The sequence below is a fragment of the Halorubellus litoreus genome (assembly GCF_055378595.1).
In genome coordinates this window covers 2935281-2953497 of the sequence record NZ_AP043836.1, presented here as the reverse complement: position 1 = coordinate 2953497, position 18217 = coordinate 2935281, and the positions used below count along the sequence as shown (strand labels likewise).

The following is an 18217-nucleotide window of genomic DNA, read 5'->3' as shown; positions in this document are numbered from 1 at the left end:
GAAAACACTCGCATCACTCGATACTGATGGTAGAACACACACGCACGCTCGATTTCAAGGTCGCGTTCGCTATCGGCCTCGGAACGATGATCGCCGCCGGTATCTTCTCCCTCTCGGGGACCGCCGTCGCCGAGATCGGGTCGAGCGCGGTCGTCGCGTTCGTCATCGCGGCACTCGTCGCGAGCGTCACCGCCGCGGCGTACTCCGAGTTCGCGTCAATCTACTCGGAGAACGGCGGCGGCTACCTCTTCTGCTCGCGGACGTTCGAGGACCGCGACCGACTCACGTACGCCATCGGGATGTCGCTATTCCTCGGGTACACGGGGACGACCGCGTTCTACCTCGCGACGATGGACGAATGGGTCGTCCGCTTCGTCCTCCCGGAATCACTGCACTTCCTTCCCCACGGCACGACGGCGGTCCTCGCCGCGGTCCTACTTGGCGTCCTGAACGCTCGCGGGACCGAGGAATCCGGGACGTTCCAGCTCATGGTCACGGGCGCGAAGGTCGCGGTACTGTTCGCGTTCGTCGGCGGCGCGTTCGCGTACCGCGGGCCAGCGAGCGCCGTCGACACGTTCGCCGGTGGGTTCGCCCCGCTACCGGGTGCGGTCGACGTGCTCTCCATCGCGGCGCTCGCGTTCATCACGTTCTTCGGGTTCTCGGCCATCGCGGCGAGCGCCGGCGAGATCATCGAACCTCAGCGGACGGTCCCGTACGCGATAGCCGCCAGCATCGCCACCGTCACGGTCCTGTACGCGTTCGTCATCGTGGCGATGGTGAACTCCCCCGTCCCCGCGGAGGTCATCGCGCAAGAAGGCGAGACCGCGATGGGGCGCGTCGCCGCCTCGTTCCTCGGCCCGGTCGGCCGGAGTCTCATCGTCGCCGGCGCCATCTTCTCGATGGTCTCCGCGTCGAACGCCTCCATCCTCGCCGCGTCCAGCATCGGGTCACTCATGGGACGGCAAGGGCAGGCACCCCGGCAGTTCTCCCGCATCCATCCGTCGTTCGGGACGCCGTCGTGGAGCATCGCCGCCGCGACGGGCGTCATCGTCGCGCTCATCGTCGCGTTCATCGCGGTCTTCCCCGCGCACGGCGCCGCGCTCGCCGGACTCCACCTCGGTCTCGACGCGCTCACCGGGTTCGCCACGCTGAACCTCCTGCTCCCGCTGGCGGTCGTGAACGGCGCGCTCGTGTACTCGCGCCGGCGGTTCCCGGACGTCGAGCGCGGGTTCCGCGTCCCGGGCGTGCCGGTCGTCCCCGCCGTCGGCATCCTGGCGAACCTCGCACTCATCTACAACCTCCCACTGGACGGCGTCGCAACGGGCGTCCTCCTCACGCTGTCGGGCGTCCTCCTCTACGTCGCGTGGGGCGGGGCGCCCGATGCCGACGAACTCGTCGAACGCGTCGTCGAACCAACGGGGTCTTCGGCGGCGACCGACACCGAACGCACCGTTCCGGAGGACCGCTTCACGGTCGTCGTCCCGGTGGCGCGTCCGGAGCGCGCGGCCGGGTACGTCCGGCTCGCGGCCGCTATCGCGACGGCGCGCGGCGAGGACCCCTACGTCCACGTCTTGACGGTCACGGAACTCCCGGACCAGACGCCGAACGAGTTGGTCCGTGACACCGCGACCGAGCGCGTCCACCGGATCGAGGAGAGTCTCGCCGACGCCGGCGTCGACGTCGAGTACGCCGTCGAGGGGCACCTGAGTCGCGACGTCGCGTTCGACATCGTGCAGACCGCGCGCGACGAACGCGCCGACCTCCTCCTCATGGGATACCCGGAAGACCGCCCGGACCTCACGGAAGCGGTCGAGTTCAAGGCGCCCTGTGACGTCGTGTACGCGGGCCGCGAGACCACCGTCGAAGACCTCGGCACCGTCAACATCGGCGTCGGCGGCGGCCCGCACCAGCAGGCCCTGCTCTCGCTCGCGGACGCACTCGGACACGCCGGCGCCGACGTGAACCTCGTGAACGTCCAACCGACCGGCGACGGTGGGACGCGAGAGGACCCCGCGCAATCGCTCTCCGAGCTCTCGCGCGTGGACGCCGTGGAGGTGGCGAACGTCACCGCTGGCTCCGTCGCGGACGGGCTCGTGCAGACCGCTGCTGAGAACGGCGGCGTGCTCCTCATCGGCGCGTCGCGCGACCGCCGACTCCGCCAGTGGGTGTTCGGGAGCACGCCGGACAGGGTCGTCGACCGCGCGCGAGCGTCCGGGACGCCGGTCCTCGTGTACGCGAGCAAGCAGCGGTTCCACGAGCGCCTGGAGGACTACCTCTTCCCGGTCTATCGGTACGTCCGCAGGCGCCTGCAACAGCCCGAGCAGGACGGGCGCTCGGCACCGTCGCACGCGGACTGACAGCGGACTCGCGAGGGCGCTATCATCGGCCACGCTGACGGTTCTATCCCGTGGCGTTCGTGAACGTCAGGCAGTACGAGTGGTCGTAGCCGTAGCCGAACGTGCCGTCGCCGTGGTCGCGGTCGGTGCCCGCGTCCCAGCCGACGACGACCTCGCCGTCGTAGTGGAGGACGTTCGAGACGCGGTCGGCGACGTCCCACGCGAGCGTCGTCACCCGCTCCTCGTACTTCATGTTGGAGACGTCGAGGACGACGCGAGCGCCGGGCGCGAGGACGGACTCGACGCGCGAGAACGCGCGCTCGATGTCCTCGAGGTACTCGTCGTACGTGCTCTCCCCGGCGTAGTTCTCGAAGGGGTTCCGGGTGTCCGTTCGCTCCATGAACGGCGGCGACGTGAAGCACACGTCGCACGCGGGAACCCACGTGTCGTCGAGGTCGAGGACGCTCCCGTGATGGACGACCTCCGCGTCCCCCGCCGCGTCGCGAGCGTGCTCGACGCGGTCGGCGTCGTACTCGATACCGTAACCCTCGCGGTCGAGTCGCTCGGCGACCGCGAGCGTCGTCCCGAATCCCGCGAACGGATCGAGAACGCGGTCCCCGGGCTCTGAGTACTCGCGGAGGAACCGTTCGACGAGCGCGTGCGGCGTCCGGAACTCGTCGTCGTGGTCCGCGGGGAGCGCGGTGTCGTGTGCGTACTCGAGGGACAGGAACGTTCTCACGAGCCAGTCATCCGGACTCTGCGGAATCAGTGTTGTGGACGCGTGCTACCGCGCGACACGACTGGGCCTGTCGTCGTGCCCGTTCCACGAAAGCGCTGCCACCGGCGGAAACACCATTACGGTGGTCGCCGTGAGTGTTCGTATGAATTCGTCCGACCGAGTGACCGTCGAGGACGTGATGTCGTCACCGCTGGAGACCGTGTCGAAGGACGCGACCGTCATGAAGGCGACCAAGCGCATGCGCGAACTGGACATCAACGCGCTCGTGGTGCCGACGAACCCGCGCGGTATCATCAGTAGCACGGACGTCCTGGACGCCGTCGCCGAGGGCCGGAACGTCTCCGAGCTCACGGTCGGGGACGTGATGACCGAGGACGTCGAGACCGTCAGCCCGGACCTCTACATGGAGGAGGTCGCTGCGATGATGACGACGTACGGCATCAAGCACCTGCCCGTGGTCGACGACGACTACGTCGGCATGATATCGTCGACCGACGTCACTGGCACCATCTCGTGAACCGCTAGTCGACCGTTCAGTCGCCGCGTTCGTCGAGGATGCGGTCGATGATGCGACCCGTCGACAGGAGTTCGTCGTCGTACCGCTTCTCGCGAGCGCTCGCTCGGCGAACCTCGCAGTCGATACCGCGATCCTCGAGTGCCGCCTGGATGCTCGATTCGTCGTGATGCTGGTCGTGCCCGAGCACGACGTAGTCCGGGTCGATGCGTTCGATGGGCACGAAGATGTCCTCGCGGTCCCCGAGGTGCGCTTCGTCGACGACGTCGAGCGCGGCGACCATGTCCCGGCGCTGGCGGTCGGCGAGTATCGGTTTCTCCTTGTGCGTGACGTTCCCGCGCCGTGCGATGATGACGTGGAGTTCGTCGCCGTACGACGCTGCGTCTTCGAGGTAGTGCACGTGCCCCGGGTGGAGGATGTCGAACGTGCCCTGTGCGATTGCTCGTGTCATCTAGTAGGTGTCTCCTGACCGTAATTCGTCGTCGATGTCGTACTGGTCGAAGTCGAAGAACGCTTCCGGGTCGTCGAGGTCGACGTCGAGGACCGGGAGCGTCGCCGGTTCGCCTTCCTGGTCGAACGCGCGCCAGTCGCTCGTCCGGTACGGCGCGCCCATGATGACGTGCACGCTCCCGGACGTGAACGTCGCCAGGTCGGCGTCACTCGGCCGGAGGACGCCGTTCGGATGCGAGTGAATGGACCCGACGGTCCGCATGTCGTTGGGAATCATGTTGTTGTCGACGGTCGCACTCATCTCGTTCGACGTCGTCCCCGGGATGACGAGGACGTCCGTCACCACGTAGTCGTCCGGGTGGATCTCTTCGCCGAGGTCGAACTCGCGCGCCGGCGTCCCACGCATGAACCCCATGTACTCGTTCGGGTGCGTGTCCTCGGCCGACGAGAGCGCGAACTCGAGCGTGTCCCGCGCGATACCCGCGACGTTTCGCGACCGGAAGAACCGGTCGAACAACCCCATGCCCGCATCTCGTCGTCTCGGCTACCTGAACGTTGCGGATGCGGACTCCACGAGCGTACGGCGGCCACCAGGCCGCCGTTTCCCCGGCGCGGTGTCGTTCGCGGTGCGGTAGTCCAGTCGGCCACGTCGCTGTCGTCCCGGTTGCGGATGCGGACTCCACGAGCGTACGGCGGCCTCCAGGCAGCCGTTTCGGCGGTGTGGTCGGGCGTGCGGTGGCTGCTGTGGTGGCGTTGTGAGTGCGAGTGGGGAGTGGGTTTGCAGGGTGGAAGTGGCGGTTTCTGGCGGGGCGGGGCGTCTTGGCAAGGATTAAACGGCGGCGGAGCAAATCCGGGGTTAACATGACTGCTGAATCTGCCGGCGGGGCGGAGCGTCCGGTCGTCTTCGATCTCGCTCCGGCGTGTACCGTCGACGACGTGGATGCGGACGTGCCGTACCTGGCGACGGTGAACGGTGTCGTCGAGTACGGGGTGTTCGTTGACCTGTCGGAGTCGGTGTCGGGTCTCGTGCACGAGTCGAACCTGGACGGGTCGTATTCGGTCGGTGACGAGCTCGTCGTGGAACTGGAGTCGGTGCGGGACAACGGCGACCTGTCGTTCGTGCTCGCCGACATTTCGGGCGAGTACGACGTGGAGCGTGCCTCGGAGGACGTGGCGTTGACGGCGACGAGTGCGTTGTCGACGCAGCTCGGTGATCGCGTGCACGTCGAGGGCGAGGTCACGCAGATCAAGCAGACGGGCGGGCCGACGGTGTTCCAGGTTCGCGACGAGCACGGCGTGGTTCCGGCGACGGCGTTCGCGTCCGCTGGCGTGCGCGCGCACCCCGAGATCGAGGTCGGTGACGTGGTGCGTATCGCGGGCGAGGTGGAGAAGCGCGAGGGCACGCATCAGATCGAGGTCGAGCACATCGAGACGCTCGAAGGCGACGACGCGGACGCGGTCTACGAGCGCTTGGAGAGCGCGATGCTGGATGCGGCGGAGCCGAACGACGTTGAGCCGCTCGTGGAGTGGGAGGCGTTCGAGAAGCTCCGCCCGGACCTGGAAGCGGTCGCGCAGGAACTCCGGAAGACCGTCATCGAGGGCCGCCCGATTCGACTGCGGCATCACGCTGACGGTGACGGGATGTGCGCGAGCGTTCCCGTGCAGGCGGCGTTGGAGGCGTTCATCGAGGACGTCCACGAGGACGCCGACGCGAAGCGCCATCTCTTCAAGCGCTTGCCGTCGAAGGCGCCGTTCTACGAGATGGAGGACGCGACGCGCGACCTGAACTTCGCGCTCGAGGACCGCTCGCGGCACGGCCAGAAGCTCCCGCTCCTCCTGATGCTCGACAACGGAAGCACGGCGGAGGACGTGCCGGCGTACGAGACGCTCGCGCACTACGACATCCCCATCGTCGTCGTCGACCACCACCACCCGGACCCGGACGCGGTCGACGACCTGCTGACGCATCACGTGAATCCCTACTTGTACGACGAGGATTACCGCGTGACGACGGGGATGATGTGCGTGGAGCTGGCGCGCATGATTCACCCCGAGTTCGCGGACAAACTCGACCACGTCCCGGCGGTTGCGGGGCTCGCGGACCGGTCGAAGGCCGAAGCGATGACGGACTACCTCGAACTCGCGAACGAAGCGGGCTACAGCGAGGACGACCTGCGTGACATCTCGGAGGCGCTCGATTACGGCGCGCACTGGCTCCGGTACAACTCCGGGCAGCACCTCATCGACGACGCGCTGAACGTCCGCTGTGACGACCAGGAGCGCCACGAGGAGCTCGTGGACTTCCTCGCGTCGCGGTCTCGCGAGCGCGTACAGACCCAACTCGACCGTGCGATGGAGCACGTCGAGCACGAAGAGCTGGAGAACGGCGCGCAGCTCTACCGAATCGACGTGGAGAATCACGCGAAGCGCTTCACGTACCCGGCGCCGGGGAACACGACCGGCGAGATCCACGACCGGAAGGTCAAGGAGACCGGTGACCCCGTCATCACGATCGGGTACGGGCCGGACTTCGCGGTGTTGCGCTCCGATGGCGTTCGACTGGACATCCCGAACATGGTGACGGAACTCACCGAGGAGGTCGCGGAAGGCGGCGTCTCCGGCGGCGGCCACCTCGTCGTCGGCTCCATCAAGTTCGTGAAGGGCCGCCGCGAGGAGGTTCTCGACGCGCTCGTCGAGAAGATGGCGGATGCGGACATCGACGAGGACGTCTCCAGTCTCTCCGCCGTCGACGACGTCTGAATCGGAATCGGTGAAGTCGGTGCGTCTCGCGGTCTCTCTTGTTCGCGGTCAGTTCTCGAAGTGGATGCGTCGCGCGAGCGCTGCGAGGAGGACGAGGACGGCGAGGGCGGTGGCGGCCGCGAGCCACGTGGGGAGGGGTGTCTTCGTGCCGCCTTGCCAGTCGCGGTCGAGGGCGTCGGCGTAGTAGTCGGCGACGGCGTCGCCGTGGAGGGCGACGGCGACCTCGCGGTTCTCGCGGAGCGAGTGGTCGTTCCAGTTGATTGAGCCGAGAACGACGGTGTCGTCGACGACGACGCCTTTCGCGTGTACCTTCCGGAATCGGCCGTCGGGGTCGACGAGTCGTGCGTCGAGCGGGAGCGATTCGCGGTCGGCGATGGCGTTGAGGGCGTCGACGACGGCTTGGTTCTCTTCGCGTGCGTACCACGCCGAGGAGAGGAGGATGCGGACGTCGACGCCGCGGCGGGCGGCGGCGATGGTCTCGCGAACGAGGACGCCGTCGCGGGTGGCGGTCATCTGGAGGACGTGCACGCGGTCGGTCGCGTTCCGGAGGCGCGCGGTGAGCGCCGCCTCGGCGTTGTCGGGCGCGACGAGCACGGTTACGCGCTCGGCGGTGACGTTCCGCGAACGGACCCGCGTGGGGTACGTGGCGTTCGCGGGCCGGGTGGCGGGGTCGCCGGCGTCGACCGTGACGGTCGTCCAGTTCCGCGCGTCGGGCGCGGTCCAGTCGCCCTCGAAGACGTCTTCGAGCGCGCTCGCAGTCTCGGCATCTCGGAGGACGACGCCCCAGCCGCGGTTCGCGTGGCCGCCGGTCCCCGAGGGTTTCCAGTTCTCCGTGAGGACGACCGCGACGTCGTCGGCGACGAGGTACTTCGCGTGATGGTAGTCGTAGCGGGCGCGGTCGCCGCCGAGTGCACGGACCGTGATGCCGGCGTCGGCGAGGTCCTCGAGGACGTTCACCTGGCGTCGGGTGACGCCGCCGACGGGTGCGTCGTCGACGAGCACGCGGACGTCGACGCCGCGGTCGGCGGCGCGTCCGAGCGCGGTCGCGACGCGTTCGGACGCGAACGTGTACCCGGCGAGGGAGACGCTCGTCGACGCGTTCCGGATGGGTTCGAGGGGGACGGCGACGTCCGGGGTGACGAACGCTCGCGCGTCGACGCTCGCTGCGGTCGCTGGCGCGTGGTCGGTCGCGCCGAGCGCTCGGAACGTGCCGTCGACGTACCGTTCGCCTTCCGGCGCGTCCTCGTACGCGACCGCGTGCGCCGTCGCGCCGTTCGGTCGGGCGAGCACCAGACGTTCGCCGCCGTTCGACAGCGCGAACCCCGCTGCGGTGACGCCGGGAACGTGCGGTCCGCTCGCCTCGCTCCCGTCGCTCTCGTTCGCTCGGGCGTGACTCGACGCTGACGCGCTCGCTCGGAGGCGGCGGGCGGCGGAGACGTTCGCCGCGACGAGCACGAACCCGGAGACGGTCCGGTTCGGGAGCGAGACCGTGGTCTCGCCGTCGGTTAGCGCCCAATCACCGACGTGCGTGCGCTCGGGGAACGACAGCAGGACGTACTCGCCAGCGTCCCCGTCAGCGACCGGGTTCGGGTAGACCGCCGCGACGCGCGGCCCGGACTCGTTCTTCCCGGGGGCTCCTGGTAGCGAGGACGCACTCACCCCCCCAGACGCCGCGAATGCAGCGGCTGGCGCGGATGTCGATTCGACATCTCCCACGGGGCCGGGACCGGTGCCGGTCGCTATCGCTGGCGCGACGAGCAGCCAGACCAGGGCTATCGCGAGCGCACGCCGTCGTGACACGCCGACCGTGGCCGCGGCTCCACATAAGAACCCTCGGGCGTAGCGGACGCTGTCGGGGTCGATGCACGAACGCGTCGAGAACCGTCCGTCGAACGCGTGGTGAGAACGAGCGACGCGTTCAGGCGACCTTCTCGGCTTCGGCCTGCACGATGAACGCGCGGTCGTCGACGTACCCGGAGACCTCCTCGAGCGCGGCCTCGGTCCCGATCTGGTTGAGTGCCCACGCGGCGCTGGCGCGCACGCGGTCGGCCTCGTCCTCGTCCGCGAGGACGTCCGCGAGCGGGCTGATGGCGCGCGTGTCACCGATGAGGCCGAGTGCGCGAGCGGCGCGCGAGCGCGTGTCCTCGCTGTCCGCGACGAGCTTGTTCGCGATCGGCTGGGTCGCCTCTTCGGTCCCGATCTCGCCGAGCGCGCGGAACGTCGCCTTCTGGAGCTCGGGGTCGGAGTCCGCGTCCACGTAGTCGACGAGCGTCTCCACGGGCTCCTCGCTCCCGATCTTCCCGAGGATGCGGATCGCGGCCTTGTCGCGACGCTGTGCGCGCTGACTCATCTCGTCGAGCGCCTCCTCGGGGCCGAGCTTCTCCAGGACCTCCATGCAGTGACGCTCCATGAAGTCGGAGTCCAGGCGGTCGAGGACGACGAGCACGCCCTCCGCGTCGAAGTTCTTCTCGTAGACCTTGAGCGCGTGCCACTCCGGCGGGAAGTCCTTCCGGTGGTCGACCTGGTCGTAGACGCCGTGGTAGTCGAGTTGCTCGCGGATGGAGAGGTCGTCCCACTCCTCGGCGTCCTCGACCGCGGCCTGGAGCGTCTCGGTGGCTTCCAGGAGCGTGGCGATGAGTTCGGCGTCGTCGTCCGCGTCGAGGCCGGCGCTCTCGATGGCGTCGGCGACCGCTTCGAGCGCGTCCGCGAGCGCTTCGGGTTCCTCGTCGTCGACGTCGAACGAGTCGTCGAGTGCGTCTCCGGCGTCGTCGACGAACGTCTCGACGGCTGCGAGGACGTCCTCGTGGCCGTCCTCCGTCCAGCGCGTGTCCGCGACCGTGCTCGCGACGTCCCCGAGGTCGCTCGCGACGTCCTCGGCGTACGGGCCGCGTGCCTCCTCGAGGTCGCTCTGGACGTCCTCGATGTCCGCGACGAGTTCCTCCTCGGGCGCGTCCTCGTCCTCATCGTCGGGTTCGGGGAGGTCGCTCGCCTCCACGTCCGCTTCGAGCGACTCGACGTCGGCCTCCACGTCGTCGAGGTCGGCTTCGGTCTCCGCGGCGTCGAGGAGCTCCTGGAGTTCCTCGAGTCGGTCGCGGAGTTCCTCGACGCTGTAGTCCGTCTGTTCGGCGTCGTCGGCTGCCTCGCCGTCGGCGTCGCCGTTCTCGGGTTCGTCCTCGCTCATGGGCGAACACCAGCCGTGTGAGTCATACGGGAACGTCGGGCCAGCGGTTTCCTAAGCGTTTCCATACAGGTTCGCGACCGCGGGGTCGTCATCGCGCCAGTAGAACCACGGCCCAGCCACGAGGTACGCGACGCCGAGCGTGAGGATAGCGTAGGGAAACGTCCGCCCGAACGCGTACGGGACGAGGACGGCGAGCGCGTGCACGACGCCCATGAGGAGTGCGTCGCGCGCGAGCAAATCCGGGTACGTGACCGTGGACACCATGAGGTAGACGAACGCGGCCGTGGCGGCGAGGAGGACGCGCGGGTCGGTGACGCCGGAGAGGACGGCGGCGGCGAGGATGGTCGCGGCGAGCGTCGTCTGCACGCCCTCGGTGTGGTCGTCGGCGGTATCGTACGCGGTGTAGAGGCCGAGGCGGACGACGCCCATCGCGACGAACAACGCCGGGACGGCGAGGACGAGCGCGAGAAGCGGCTCGGGATCGGTGACGCTGAGCGCCCAGGCGTCGCGGACGGTCACGTACACGACGACCGCTGGCGCGACACAGAACGACGCGACGTCCGCGAGCGAATCCAGGTACGGGCCGGCCGCCGACCCACCCGAGTAGCGTGCGACGACGCCGTCGAGGCCGTCGGCGATGCCGGCGAGGAGGACGAGTCTCGCCGCGAGTTCCGGGTCCGCGAACGCCACGACGACCGCGACGAACCCCAGGCAGGCGTTCGTCGTCGTGACGGCGTCCGCGAGACTCAATCGCCCGACGAACCGCGGCAACATATCGAACGACTGCGTGAAGCGCACCAATAGGACTTGCGTTCTCCCCGCCCGCAGGCGCGTCACTCCCTGCCCGGGGCCAAGCCACGCCGGATTCGCTGACCGGGCGGACGCGGTGGTTCACGGGTCGAACGTGCCCCGGGAACCGCGGTGCATTTGTCCGGGAGGCCCCAAGCGGCGCGCATGAACCGCCGTTCGGTCCTCGCGTCCGGCGCACTCGCGACAGCGGGCGCACTCTCGGGTTGCCTCGCGGTCTTCAACAGCACCGGTAGCGCGAACGACGACTTCGACGTCGGGATGGGTGACAGCGTCTACGAGCCCGCCGAGCTAACGGTCTCCGTCGGCGACACGGTCGTCTGGAAGAACACGAGCGGTCGTTCGCACACCGTCACCGCGTACGACACCGGCATCCCCGACGGCGGCGCGTACTTCGCCTCGGGGGGGTTCGACGACGAGCAAGCGGCGCGGGACGCGTGGACGCGCGGCGCCGGCGGCATCGTCTCCGGCGGCACCTACGAGCACACGTTCGAGACCGCGGGCGAGTTCGAGTACTTCTGCATCCCGCACGAGCGCCAGGCGATGGTCGGCAGCGTCGTCGTCGAGGAGTAGCGCCGGTACTCCGCGGGGAGGCGACCGACCGCGTCGTCACTCACTACTCCACTCACCACTACTCGCACCACTACACGTAGCACTACCCACACCACGGTTGCACGTGAAGAAAGGTGCCTCGGGCACGCGAACGCCGCGTTCCCGGGAGTTCGATTACTCCTCGTCGTCGGGTTCGATCTCGTCCGCGACCTCCTCCTCGTCGACGTCGACCGCCGTCTCCTCCTCGGCGGCGACCTCCTCGGGACGCGCCTCGAGCGTCATCTTCTGGATCTCGACGCGGCGCAGCGGGTAGATCGTCTTCGCGTCGCTGTAGATCGCCGAGGACATCCGGCCCTCGACGACGCTGTCGACGAGCGCCTCGAACGTGCGCTCCTCGGCAGCGGCCTCGACCTGGTCGATCATCGTCCGACGGATGGCCTTCTCCTGGCTCGCGTCCGCCTTCTTCGTCGTGAACGCCACGGGCTGAATCTGGACGCGGTAGTCGTCCGTCGACAGCACCGTGATGTACGCCTCGACCTTCGAGGCGCCACGGCGCACGAGACTACGGAGGTAGTCTCGCGTGAGTTCGTGGGACACGAACTCGGTGTACGCCGCGTCGCTCCCGACGTCGTTGATCTTGAACGTGAGCTTCGTGTTGTTCTCGCTGGCGTCCTGCTTGAGGTCGCCGAGCGTGGTTTCGATGGTGCGACCGAGCACCTGGTCCGGTTCGTCTGCGGGCGTGGTACCGAGTTCCTCGCGACCGAACTGCTCGGGCGCGTGAATCGTGTACCAGCGTTTCTGGTCCTTCTTACGGGAGACTGATCGTTCGCTCATGTGTTGTGGTTGGCTGGTTGGTTGGCAGTCTGTACGACCTGCTCCGCGACGCCGACGTTCACGACGTAGTCGTCGACGGTCGACTGGAGACCGCTCGTCGTCTCGCGCTCGATACGCGTCACGACGCGGCCGTCCTCGACCGTCGTCTCCATCTCGCTCGTGTTGTCCGGTGAGAGCGCCGCCGCAACGAGCGCGGCGTCGTCGTGGGTCGTCTCGATGGTCGCGGTTCTCATAGTGCAGCCCTCAGCGAGTCGACGAACTCGTCCGTGTCGCAGTCGATGGTCGCGTAGCCAGCGTCGGCGGTGCCGTCGTGCTCGCCACCGGTCTGCGTGGTGACGCGCGCGAGCACGTCGCCGACGCCCACGTCGGGCGTCCCGGCGACTGCGACGGCGTCTCCAGCAGGGTCGATGGCAGCGACGGCGGGTTCCGGCGAGCGGTAATCGCGGACGAGGCGCGCGGTCGTCGCGAGCGGCGCGTCCACGTCGTGGACGACGACGACGCCGTCGTGACGAGCGCGCTCGCACGACTCGACCGCCTCGTGGGCGGCCGTCGCGTCCTCGCGCCACGCCGACAACGCGCTCTCGCGGACGTCGTGCCCGAGCGCCACCGCGACGCCCGTGCCCGGGGCGCTCTCCGCGAGCACCGCGAGCACGTCCGCGTACCCGGCGACGGTCGCGAACGGCGCGTCCGCGTCCGCGAGCACGTACGGGCGGAGTGCACGCTCGACGGCGTCGCCCGAGCGCGCCGGCGCCTCCGCGGCACCGGTCGCGGCGATGGCGACGAACGACGCGACCCGTCGACGGTCGTCGTCGGACAGGTCGGCGTCGCCCGTGACCGCGTCCGCATCCACGGATAACGCACCGAGCGCGTTCCGCGCAGCGTCCTCGTCGCCCGAGAACGACGCGTGCACGAGCGTCGAGTGCGCGAGCGCGTCCACGACGTCGTCGACGGGACCCGCGACGCCGGGGCGACGGTCGAGCCGTCCCCCGGCCTCCGCGGACTCGACGAGTCGCGCGCTCGAGCCGGCACCGGGCGTCACGCCAGCAGCGGCGACGCCGACGAGCGCCAGCACCGAGTCCGCGGTCGCACCGAGTTCGCCAGCGAGCCGCCACGCCGCGACGCTCGCCGGCTCCTCGTCGGGGTCCAGATGCACGGCGTCGCTCGCACGCGAATCGCCGACGACGACCGTCACGTCGCCCGCCGAGGCGTCCTCGACGCGGCGCGTCCGGTCCTCGATGGTGCGTCCGACACTCACCTGGAACGGCGTCCCGCGAGCAGCGAGCACGCGACCGAGCAACCCAGCAGCCGCCACCGCATCGCCGCTCGCGCGAGCGACGACGCGCACGAACGGCGCGTCGGCTACCTCGGTCGCGATGCTCGCCGCGTCTAGCCCGCCATCGGTACCACTGCGACCTGACTGCGACATTCGACGATTAGTCGTCGTACCCGAGGAGTTCCTTCACTTCCTCGTGCTCGTACGTGAAGTCCTCGTCGAGGACGTCACCGCGATAGTACGAGACGAGTCGGCGCACCTTCGACTCCGCGTTCTGGAGCGCGCGCTTGTTCGACGCGTCCAGCGGATGCTCGTTCATGTGATCGCGGAGACGCACGGCGCGCTCCATGAGGTTCCGGAGGTCCTCCGGGAGCTCGTCCGTCGCATCGTGCTCCTCGAGGATCTCCGTGACCTTCTTCCCAGTCGCGAGTTTGACGTCAGGCACCGGCGTGCCCTGAACGCCCTCGTCGCGTAGCTTCATCCCAATCTGGGACGGGTCGTACCCTTGTTCTTTCAGTTCGACGACGCGGTCTTCGACAGCGTCCGCGTCGACGTCGCTCCACTCCGGCGGTTCGTCCGCCGCGGGCTTGTCCGAACCGGACGAGCCTCGACGGCGCGTGTGCATTCGAGCCATTGTTGAGGATAGGAACCGCAGCGGCGCAGATAGTTACCCGACCGCCACCCCACGCTGCGCGCAGGGCTCGCGGTCGGGACGCACTATCGCAATCCCAAGCCACCCAAGCGGGCAGCGAGTCAGATTTGCGACCGTGCCGTTCCCGCCAGAACCTCCGACGAGCGCGCCCAAAAGGGTTTCCAAACGAATCCCAGCACCACGGCAAACCCTCCCACGACAGCAACGCGATTCGAGGGGTTTATCAATCACCCACGGACAACGTAGTCATGCGAACGCGGGCTTGTAGATCAGCGGTAGATCATCCCCCTGGCACGGGGAAGGCCTCGGGTTCAAATCCCGACAAGTCCACTTCCTCCGTTCACTACGTTCACGGAGTCAGTGGGCTTGTCGTATCCCCACTCGCTCGCTGCGCTCGCTCGCGGGGATCCCGACAAGTCCACTACTTTTCGCGACGCCAACCGACGAGCGTAGCGAGTCGTCGGAGTCGCGGAAATAACTACGACGCAGTCGGGATTTGAAGTCCTACCAGTCGCGCGCAGCGAACGCAGTGAGCGAGCACGTCTGGTTTCGGGTTCGAATCCTCGGCGGGTTCACTCGCATTTTCGCGACGCTAACCGAAGAGGACAGCGTCGGCGCCGAACTGTTTTGCCCCGACGTACTCGTGGTGGCCTCGCGTTGGTTCGGGTATGTTCGGTAGTAAGCTCGTGCGGAAGGCCGCGAAGAAAGGGAAGGACAAGTACGGCTGGAAGGGCCTCGTCGCTGCTGGCGTGCTCGCGTTCGTCGGGAAGCGGTTCGCGAAGAAGAAGCTCAAACGCAAGGTCGCCTGACGGGAACCGTATCGGGCCGCATCCACCGGGAACCTGTTGGTGGATGCGAACAATAGAACTGTTGACGTTACTTCGCCGCCTCGTGGAATAAATACGTTCGTGGGCCGACACGAGTCGGTTTTGTACCTGGTTACTCGCGCCGGTAGATGCGGAGTCGGCCGTCGAGGACCTCGAAGGCCGACTTGAGCTGGGGCGGGATCGTCTCCGCCTTCCCGATGACGAGATACCCACCGGGCTTCAGCGAGTTCGCGATAGTGCGGAGGATGGGTTGCTTGTACTCGTTGTCGATGTAGATGAAGAGGTTCCGGCAGACGACGAGGTCGAACCCGCTCTTGGCCTCGCCGTTGATGAGGTCGTGCTTCGCGAACGTCACCTTCCGACGCACCTTCTCGCGCATCCGGAACGAGTCACCGTCCCGGTCCACGTACGCGTGGAAGTTCGAGAGGAACGACAGTTGTTCCTCGATGTCCACCGTCCGCGAACTGTTGTACTCGCCGTACTGCGCGGTCTGCAGGGACTCGTCGTTGATGTCGGTCCCGTAGATGTGGAACTTCTCCTCGTCGACGCGCGGGTCGTCGATGGCGAGCATCGCCAGCGAGTACGGTTCGCGGCCGTCCGCACACGCCGCACTCCAGACGTGCACGCGATCGTTGTTCTCCGAGAGGTCCCGGAGGACGCCACGGATACCCTCCCAGACGTCCGGATTCCGGAAGAACCCCGTGACGTTGATCGAGAACGAATCCAGGAGCGCCTGGGCTTCCTCGTCGTTGTCCTTCAGGAACTCGAAGTACTCCTCGTAGTCCGACACGCCCGTGCGACGCATCCGACTGGAGAGGCGCCGTTTCAGGTAGCTGTCGTTGTAGTGGCTCGTCGCGAACCCGATCTCGTCCTCGACGTACGCGGTGACTTGCTCGTAGGCGGCGTCACCGCTCACAGCTCGACCACTCCGTGATCGCCGTCGGCGGTTCGAACGGTGAGCGTGCCGGTGCTCGTGTCGAACTCGACCGTGCGACCACGCTGCCCGCCCGTATCCTCGGCGATGATCGGGACGCCGAGCTTCCCGAGTTCGTCCTTCGCAGCGGCGGTGTTGCGTTCGCCGACGCCATCGCCGAAGGACTCGAACTCGAACATGTCGCTCCCGCCCGCGATCTTCGCCTCGACGCTCGTGTACGCCGCGCCCTTCTCGACCATCCGCCGAAGCATCGCGCGGATCGCGGTATCGGCGTACTTCCCGGGCTTCTCGTCCGCACCGTCCGCGGCGTCGCCGTCGGGCAGCATCACGTGCGCGAGCCCACCGATCCCCGAGTCCGGGTCCCAGAGCGCGACCGCGAGACACGACCCGAGCCCATAGGACTTCAGGGTGTCTTCGGCGTCCCTACCGCGGACGACGAACTCCGAGATACCGACCTGCACCGGTTCCGGCGCGCCCGGTTCGCTCCCGTACGTCTTCATGCGTCCTCCATCGTCATGCGTTCTCCAGTTCGTCGATCGAGACGTCAGCTTTCGTCTCCGCGTCGGCGACCTTGTCGACGTCGAGTTCGTTCAGCGCGCGTTCCAGGTCGTCCTGGTTCGGGATGGCGTAGATCGAGCAGTCGAACTCGCGGTCGTTCGCACGCATCACGGTGTCGAACACGAACGCGAACTCCTGGTCTTCGCCGAGCTGGATGACGACCGGGTCGATGACTGCGGCGCCGTAATCGTGGATGTACTCCGGCGGCGAGTGGTCGATCGTCGTCCCGAGGACGTTCGCCCACCCGTCGATGAACCCGCTCGCCATGATGTTCCCGAGTTCCTTGATCGCGGAGACGCCGAGGTCACCGAACTCGTCGTCGGGTGGGCTCGGCACGGTCGCCTCCACGACCTCGCGCGCACTCGACTCATCGAAGAGGAAGAGGAGGTACCCGGATGGGTTCCCGTCGAGTTCGTGCGCGACGCCGACGAGCATCTCGTCGTCGATCTCCTCGGGGATGGCTTCGAGACTCGCGAAGTTCAGCTTCCGGACCTCGACTTCGGTCTCGATGCCGGTGAGCGTCGTGATGTTCGACGCCACCTCCTTCGCGCCCTGTTTCGCCATCTCGTCGAACGCGGCGAGTTTGTCGTACTCGATCCCGATCGAGTTCGGGTCGCGATGCCGGTCGAGGACCGCTGCCATCGACTCGCGTTCCGGGAACAGGTAGTGCCGGAACTCGATCTCCGTGTCGACCGCCTCGATCTTGCTCTGGAACAGGAGCGCGAAGTCGTCCGCGTCCGGCGCCTCGTCGAGGTCGCCGATGAAGTCCATGGCGGTCCGGCCTTCGACGAACTCGGGCGTCTCCACGTCGATACCGGTCTCGAGGACGTCCGCCCAGCCGTCGATGAACCCGGCGTTCATGATCTGGCCGACCTCGGTGACGGCGCTCCGGCTCATGTCGTCGAACTCGTCGCCGGTGTCGTCGAGGAGCGTGGAGACGACGCGCAGCGCGCTCTCGCGGTCGAACACGATGACGGAGTGGCCGTCGATGCCGTCGGACAGTTCGACGCGGACGCCGACCTTGTCGGTGTCGTCGTCGAACTCCTTCTGGATCTCCGAGCCCCGCATGAAGTTCAGTTTCGTGACGCCGACTCGCGTCTCGACGCCAGTCATCCGCGTCAGGCGGCCTGCGGCGAGGCCGGCGCCTTCGCGCGCCATCTCGTAGAACGTCCCAAGTGCCTTGATGTCCAGTTTCATTGGGGCCGTGCCTCGATCGCGTTGACCATCTCCACGAACTCCTCGAGGTCTGGGAACGCGTAGATCTCGGCGGCGATGTCGTAGCTCGGGACGGTCAGGTTCGAGTCGAAGAACAGCGCGAGGTCCTCGCCGCCCAGTCCCGCGGTCCGTTCGACGATGTCGCCCGCTGGCGCGTACACGAGCTGCGGTGTCGCGATGTCGATAGTGCGGCCGAGGACGTCGGCCCACCCGTCGATGAACCCGCTCGCCATCATGTTCCCGAGTTCTTCGACTGCGGAGCGCGCCATCTCGCCGGACACGTCACCCATGTCGTCCACCATATCGGACAGCATGAGCGCGGTCACCTTCTTCGCGGAGGATTCCGGGAAGAGGATGAGTACGTGCCCGTGTGGCGGCTCCATCAGCCGCACGCGGACGCCGACGCGCTTGCCATCGTCGAGCTGGGACTTGATGTCCTTCACGTCGATGAAGTTCGTCTTCGTCACCTCCATCTGGGCGTTCTCGCCCGTGAGTTTACTCATGTTCTCGGCGACGCCGTTCGTCCCCACCTTTGCCATTTCGTTGATGAAGCTAAGCTTCCGGATGTCGACCATCAAGCTCATG

Annotated in this window: 19 protein-coding genes and 1 tRNA gene; 6 read left to right on the top strand and 14 right to left on the bottom strand. The window is 67.6% G+C overall.

The features are described from left to right. Positions 1-26 precede the first annotated feature (26 nt). Positions 27-2357, top strand: coding sequence for an amino acid permease (locus ACZ48X_RS18950; RefSeq protein ID WP_336352023.1), 2331 nt, complete (start codon positions 27-29; stop codon positions 2355-2357). A 43-nt stretch (positions 2358-2400) separates the two neighbouring features. On the opposite strand, the gene ACZ48X_RS18945 is transcribed toward ACZ48X_RS18950, so the two are convergent. Further along, positions 2401-3075 carry a DNA methyltransferase gene (locus tag ACZ48X_RS18945; RefSeq protein WP_336352022.1) on the bottom strand — a complete coding sequence of 225 codons (675 nt, stop codon included), beginning with the start codon at positions 3073-3075 and terminating at the stop codon, positions 2401-2403. A 142-nt stretch (positions 3076-3217) separates the two neighbouring features. On the opposite strand from ACZ48X_RS18945, the gene ACZ48X_RS18940 reads away from it, so the two are divergent. Beyond that, positions 3218-3592, top strand: a complete 375-nt coding sequence (locus tag ACZ48X_RS18940; RefSeq protein ID WP_227130630.1) for a CBS domain-containing protein — start codon at positions 3218-3220, stop codon at positions 3590-3592. A gap of 16 nt (positions 3593-3608) precedes the next feature. Here ACZ48X_RS18940 and ACZ48X_RS18935 read toward each other — a convergent pair whose 3' ends face one another. Together ACZ48X_RS18935 and ACZ48X_RS18930 are read right to left on the bottom strand one after the other, a co-directional pair. Beyond that, positions 3609-4040, bottom strand: a complete 432-nt coding sequence (locus ACZ48X_RS18935) for an FAD synthase family protein (protein WP_336352021.1) — start codon at positions 4038-4040, stop codon at positions 3609-3611. Further along, the gene (locus ACZ48X_RS18930; RefSeq protein WP_336352020.1) at positions 4041-4562 is read right to left on the bottom strand and encodes a Mov34/MPN/PAD-1 family protein; all 522 of its coding nucleotides are present in this window, start codon (positions 4560-4562) and stop codon (positions 4041-4043) included. A 338-nt stretch (positions 4563-4900) separates the two neighbouring features. Between ACZ48X_RS18930 and ACZ48X_RS18925 the strand changes: the two genes are divergently transcribed. Then, entirely contained in the window at positions 4901-6799 is a 1899-nt protein-coding gene (locus ACZ48X_RS18925; RefSeq protein WP_336352019.1) for a DHH family phosphoesterase, read from the top strand. A 48-nt stretch (positions 6800-6847) separates the two neighbouring features. Here ACZ48X_RS18925 and ACZ48X_RS18920 read toward each other — a convergent pair whose 3' ends face one another. From ACZ48X_RS18920 to ACZ48X_RS18910, 3 genes are all read right to left on the bottom strand, one after another. Beyond that, positions 6848-8599: a phospholipase D-like domain-containing protein gene (locus ACZ48X_RS18920; RefSeq protein WP_336352018.1), complete on the bottom strand. Its 1752-nt coding sequence runs from the start codon at positions 8597-8599 to the stop codon at positions 6848-6850. Between the two features lie 118 nt (positions 8600-8717). After that, positions 8718-9980, bottom strand: coding sequence for a HEAT repeat domain-containing protein (locus ACZ48X_RS18915; protein ID WP_336352017.1), 1263 nt, complete (start codon positions 9978-9980; stop codon positions 8718-8720). A gap of 51 nt (positions 9981-10031) precedes the next feature. Further along, positions 10032-10754, bottom strand: coding sequence for a protein sorting system archaetidylserine synthase (locus ACZ48X_RS18910; protein WP_336352016.1), 723 nt, complete (start codon positions 10752-10754; stop codon positions 10032-10034). Between the two features lie 180 nt (positions 10755-10934). Between ACZ48X_RS18910 and ACZ48X_RS18905 the strand changes: the two genes are divergently transcribed. After that, positions 10935-11360, top strand: a complete 426-nt coding sequence (locus ACZ48X_RS18905) for a plastocyanin/azurin family copper-binding protein (protein ID WP_336352015.1) — start codon at positions 10935-10937, stop codon at positions 11358-11360. A 153-nt stretch (positions 11361-11513) separates the two neighbouring features. On the opposite strand, the gene ACZ48X_RS18900 is transcribed toward ACZ48X_RS18905, so the two are convergent. Genes ACZ48X_RS18900 through ACZ48X_RS18885 form a run of 4 tightly spaced genes read right to left on the bottom strand, consistent with a single transcriptional unit; the run spans position 11514 to position 14080 of the window. Then, positions 11514-12173 (bottom strand): 30S ribosomal protein S3ae, encoded by a 660-nt coding sequence (locus ACZ48X_RS18900; RefSeq protein WP_336352014.1) that lies wholly within the window; start codon positions 12171-12173, stop codon positions 11514-11516. Then, positions 12170-12406 carry a KEOPS complex subunit Pcc1 gene (locus ACZ48X_RS18895; RefSeq protein ID WP_336352013.1) on the bottom strand — a complete coding sequence of 79 codons (237 nt, stop codon included), beginning with the start codon at positions 12404-12406 and terminating at the stop codon, positions 12170-12172. Before ACZ48X_RS18895 ends, ACZ48X_RS18900 begins: the two co-directional genes overlap by 4 nt. Then, complete coding sequence (locus ACZ48X_RS18890; protein ID WP_336352012.1) at positions 12403-13599, bottom strand: exonuclease RecJ; 1197 nt, start codon at positions 13597-13599, stop codon at positions 12403-12405. Before ACZ48X_RS18890 ends, ACZ48X_RS18895 begins: the two co-directional genes overlap by 4 nt. A gap of 7 nt (positions 13600-13606) precedes the next feature. Further along, positions 13607-14080, bottom strand: coding sequence for a 30S ribosomal protein S15 (locus tag ACZ48X_RS18885; protein ID WP_336352011.1), 474 nt, complete (start codon positions 14078-14080; stop codon positions 13607-13609). A 276-nt stretch (positions 14081-14356) separates the two neighbouring features. Between ACZ48X_RS18885 and ACZ48X_RS18880 the strand changes: the two genes are divergently transcribed. Both ACZ48X_RS18880 and ACZ48X_RS18875 read left to right on the top strand, forming a co-directional pair. After that, positions 14357-14428, top strand: a tRNA-Ala gene (locus ACZ48X_RS18880). Between the two features lie 338 nt (positions 14429-14766). Next, the gene (locus ACZ48X_RS18875) at positions 14767-14907 is read left to right on the top strand and encodes a hypothetical protein (RefSeq protein WP_336352010.1); all 141 of its coding nucleotides are present in this window, start codon (positions 14767-14769) and stop codon (positions 14905-14907) included. 130 nt (positions 14908-15037) lie between these two features. Here the strand turns inward: ACZ48X_RS18875 and ACZ48X_RS18870 are convergent, their stop codons facing one another. Genes ACZ48X_RS18870 through ACZ48X_RS18855 form a run of 4 tightly spaced genes read right to left on the bottom strand, consistent with a single transcriptional unit; the run spans position 15038 to position 18216 of the window. Next, positions 15038-15841, bottom strand: a complete 804-nt coding sequence (locus ACZ48X_RS18870) for a CheR family methyltransferase (RefSeq protein WP_336352009.1) — start codon at positions 15839-15841, stop codon at positions 15038-15040. After that, positions 15838-16359, bottom strand: coding sequence for a chemotaxis protein CheD (locus ACZ48X_RS18865; RefSeq protein ID WP_323677444.1), 522 nt, complete (start codon positions 16357-16359; stop codon positions 15838-15840). The genes ACZ48X_RS18870 and ACZ48X_RS18865 overlap by 4 nt, the downstream gene beginning before the upstream one ends. A gap of 13 nt (positions 16360-16372) precedes the next feature. Then, positions 16373-17614 (bottom strand): chemotaxis protein CheC, encoded by a 1242-nt coding sequence (locus ACZ48X_RS18860; protein WP_336352008.1) that lies wholly within the window; start codon positions 17612-17614, stop codon positions 16373-16375. Next, positions 17611-18216: a chemotaxis protein CheC gene (locus ACZ48X_RS18855; protein WP_227130614.1), complete on the bottom strand. Its 606-nt coding sequence runs from the start codon at positions 18214-18216 to the stop codon at positions 17611-17613. The genes ACZ48X_RS18860 and ACZ48X_RS18855 overlap by 4 nt, the downstream gene beginning before the upstream one ends. Position 18217: the final 1 nt, after the last annotated feature.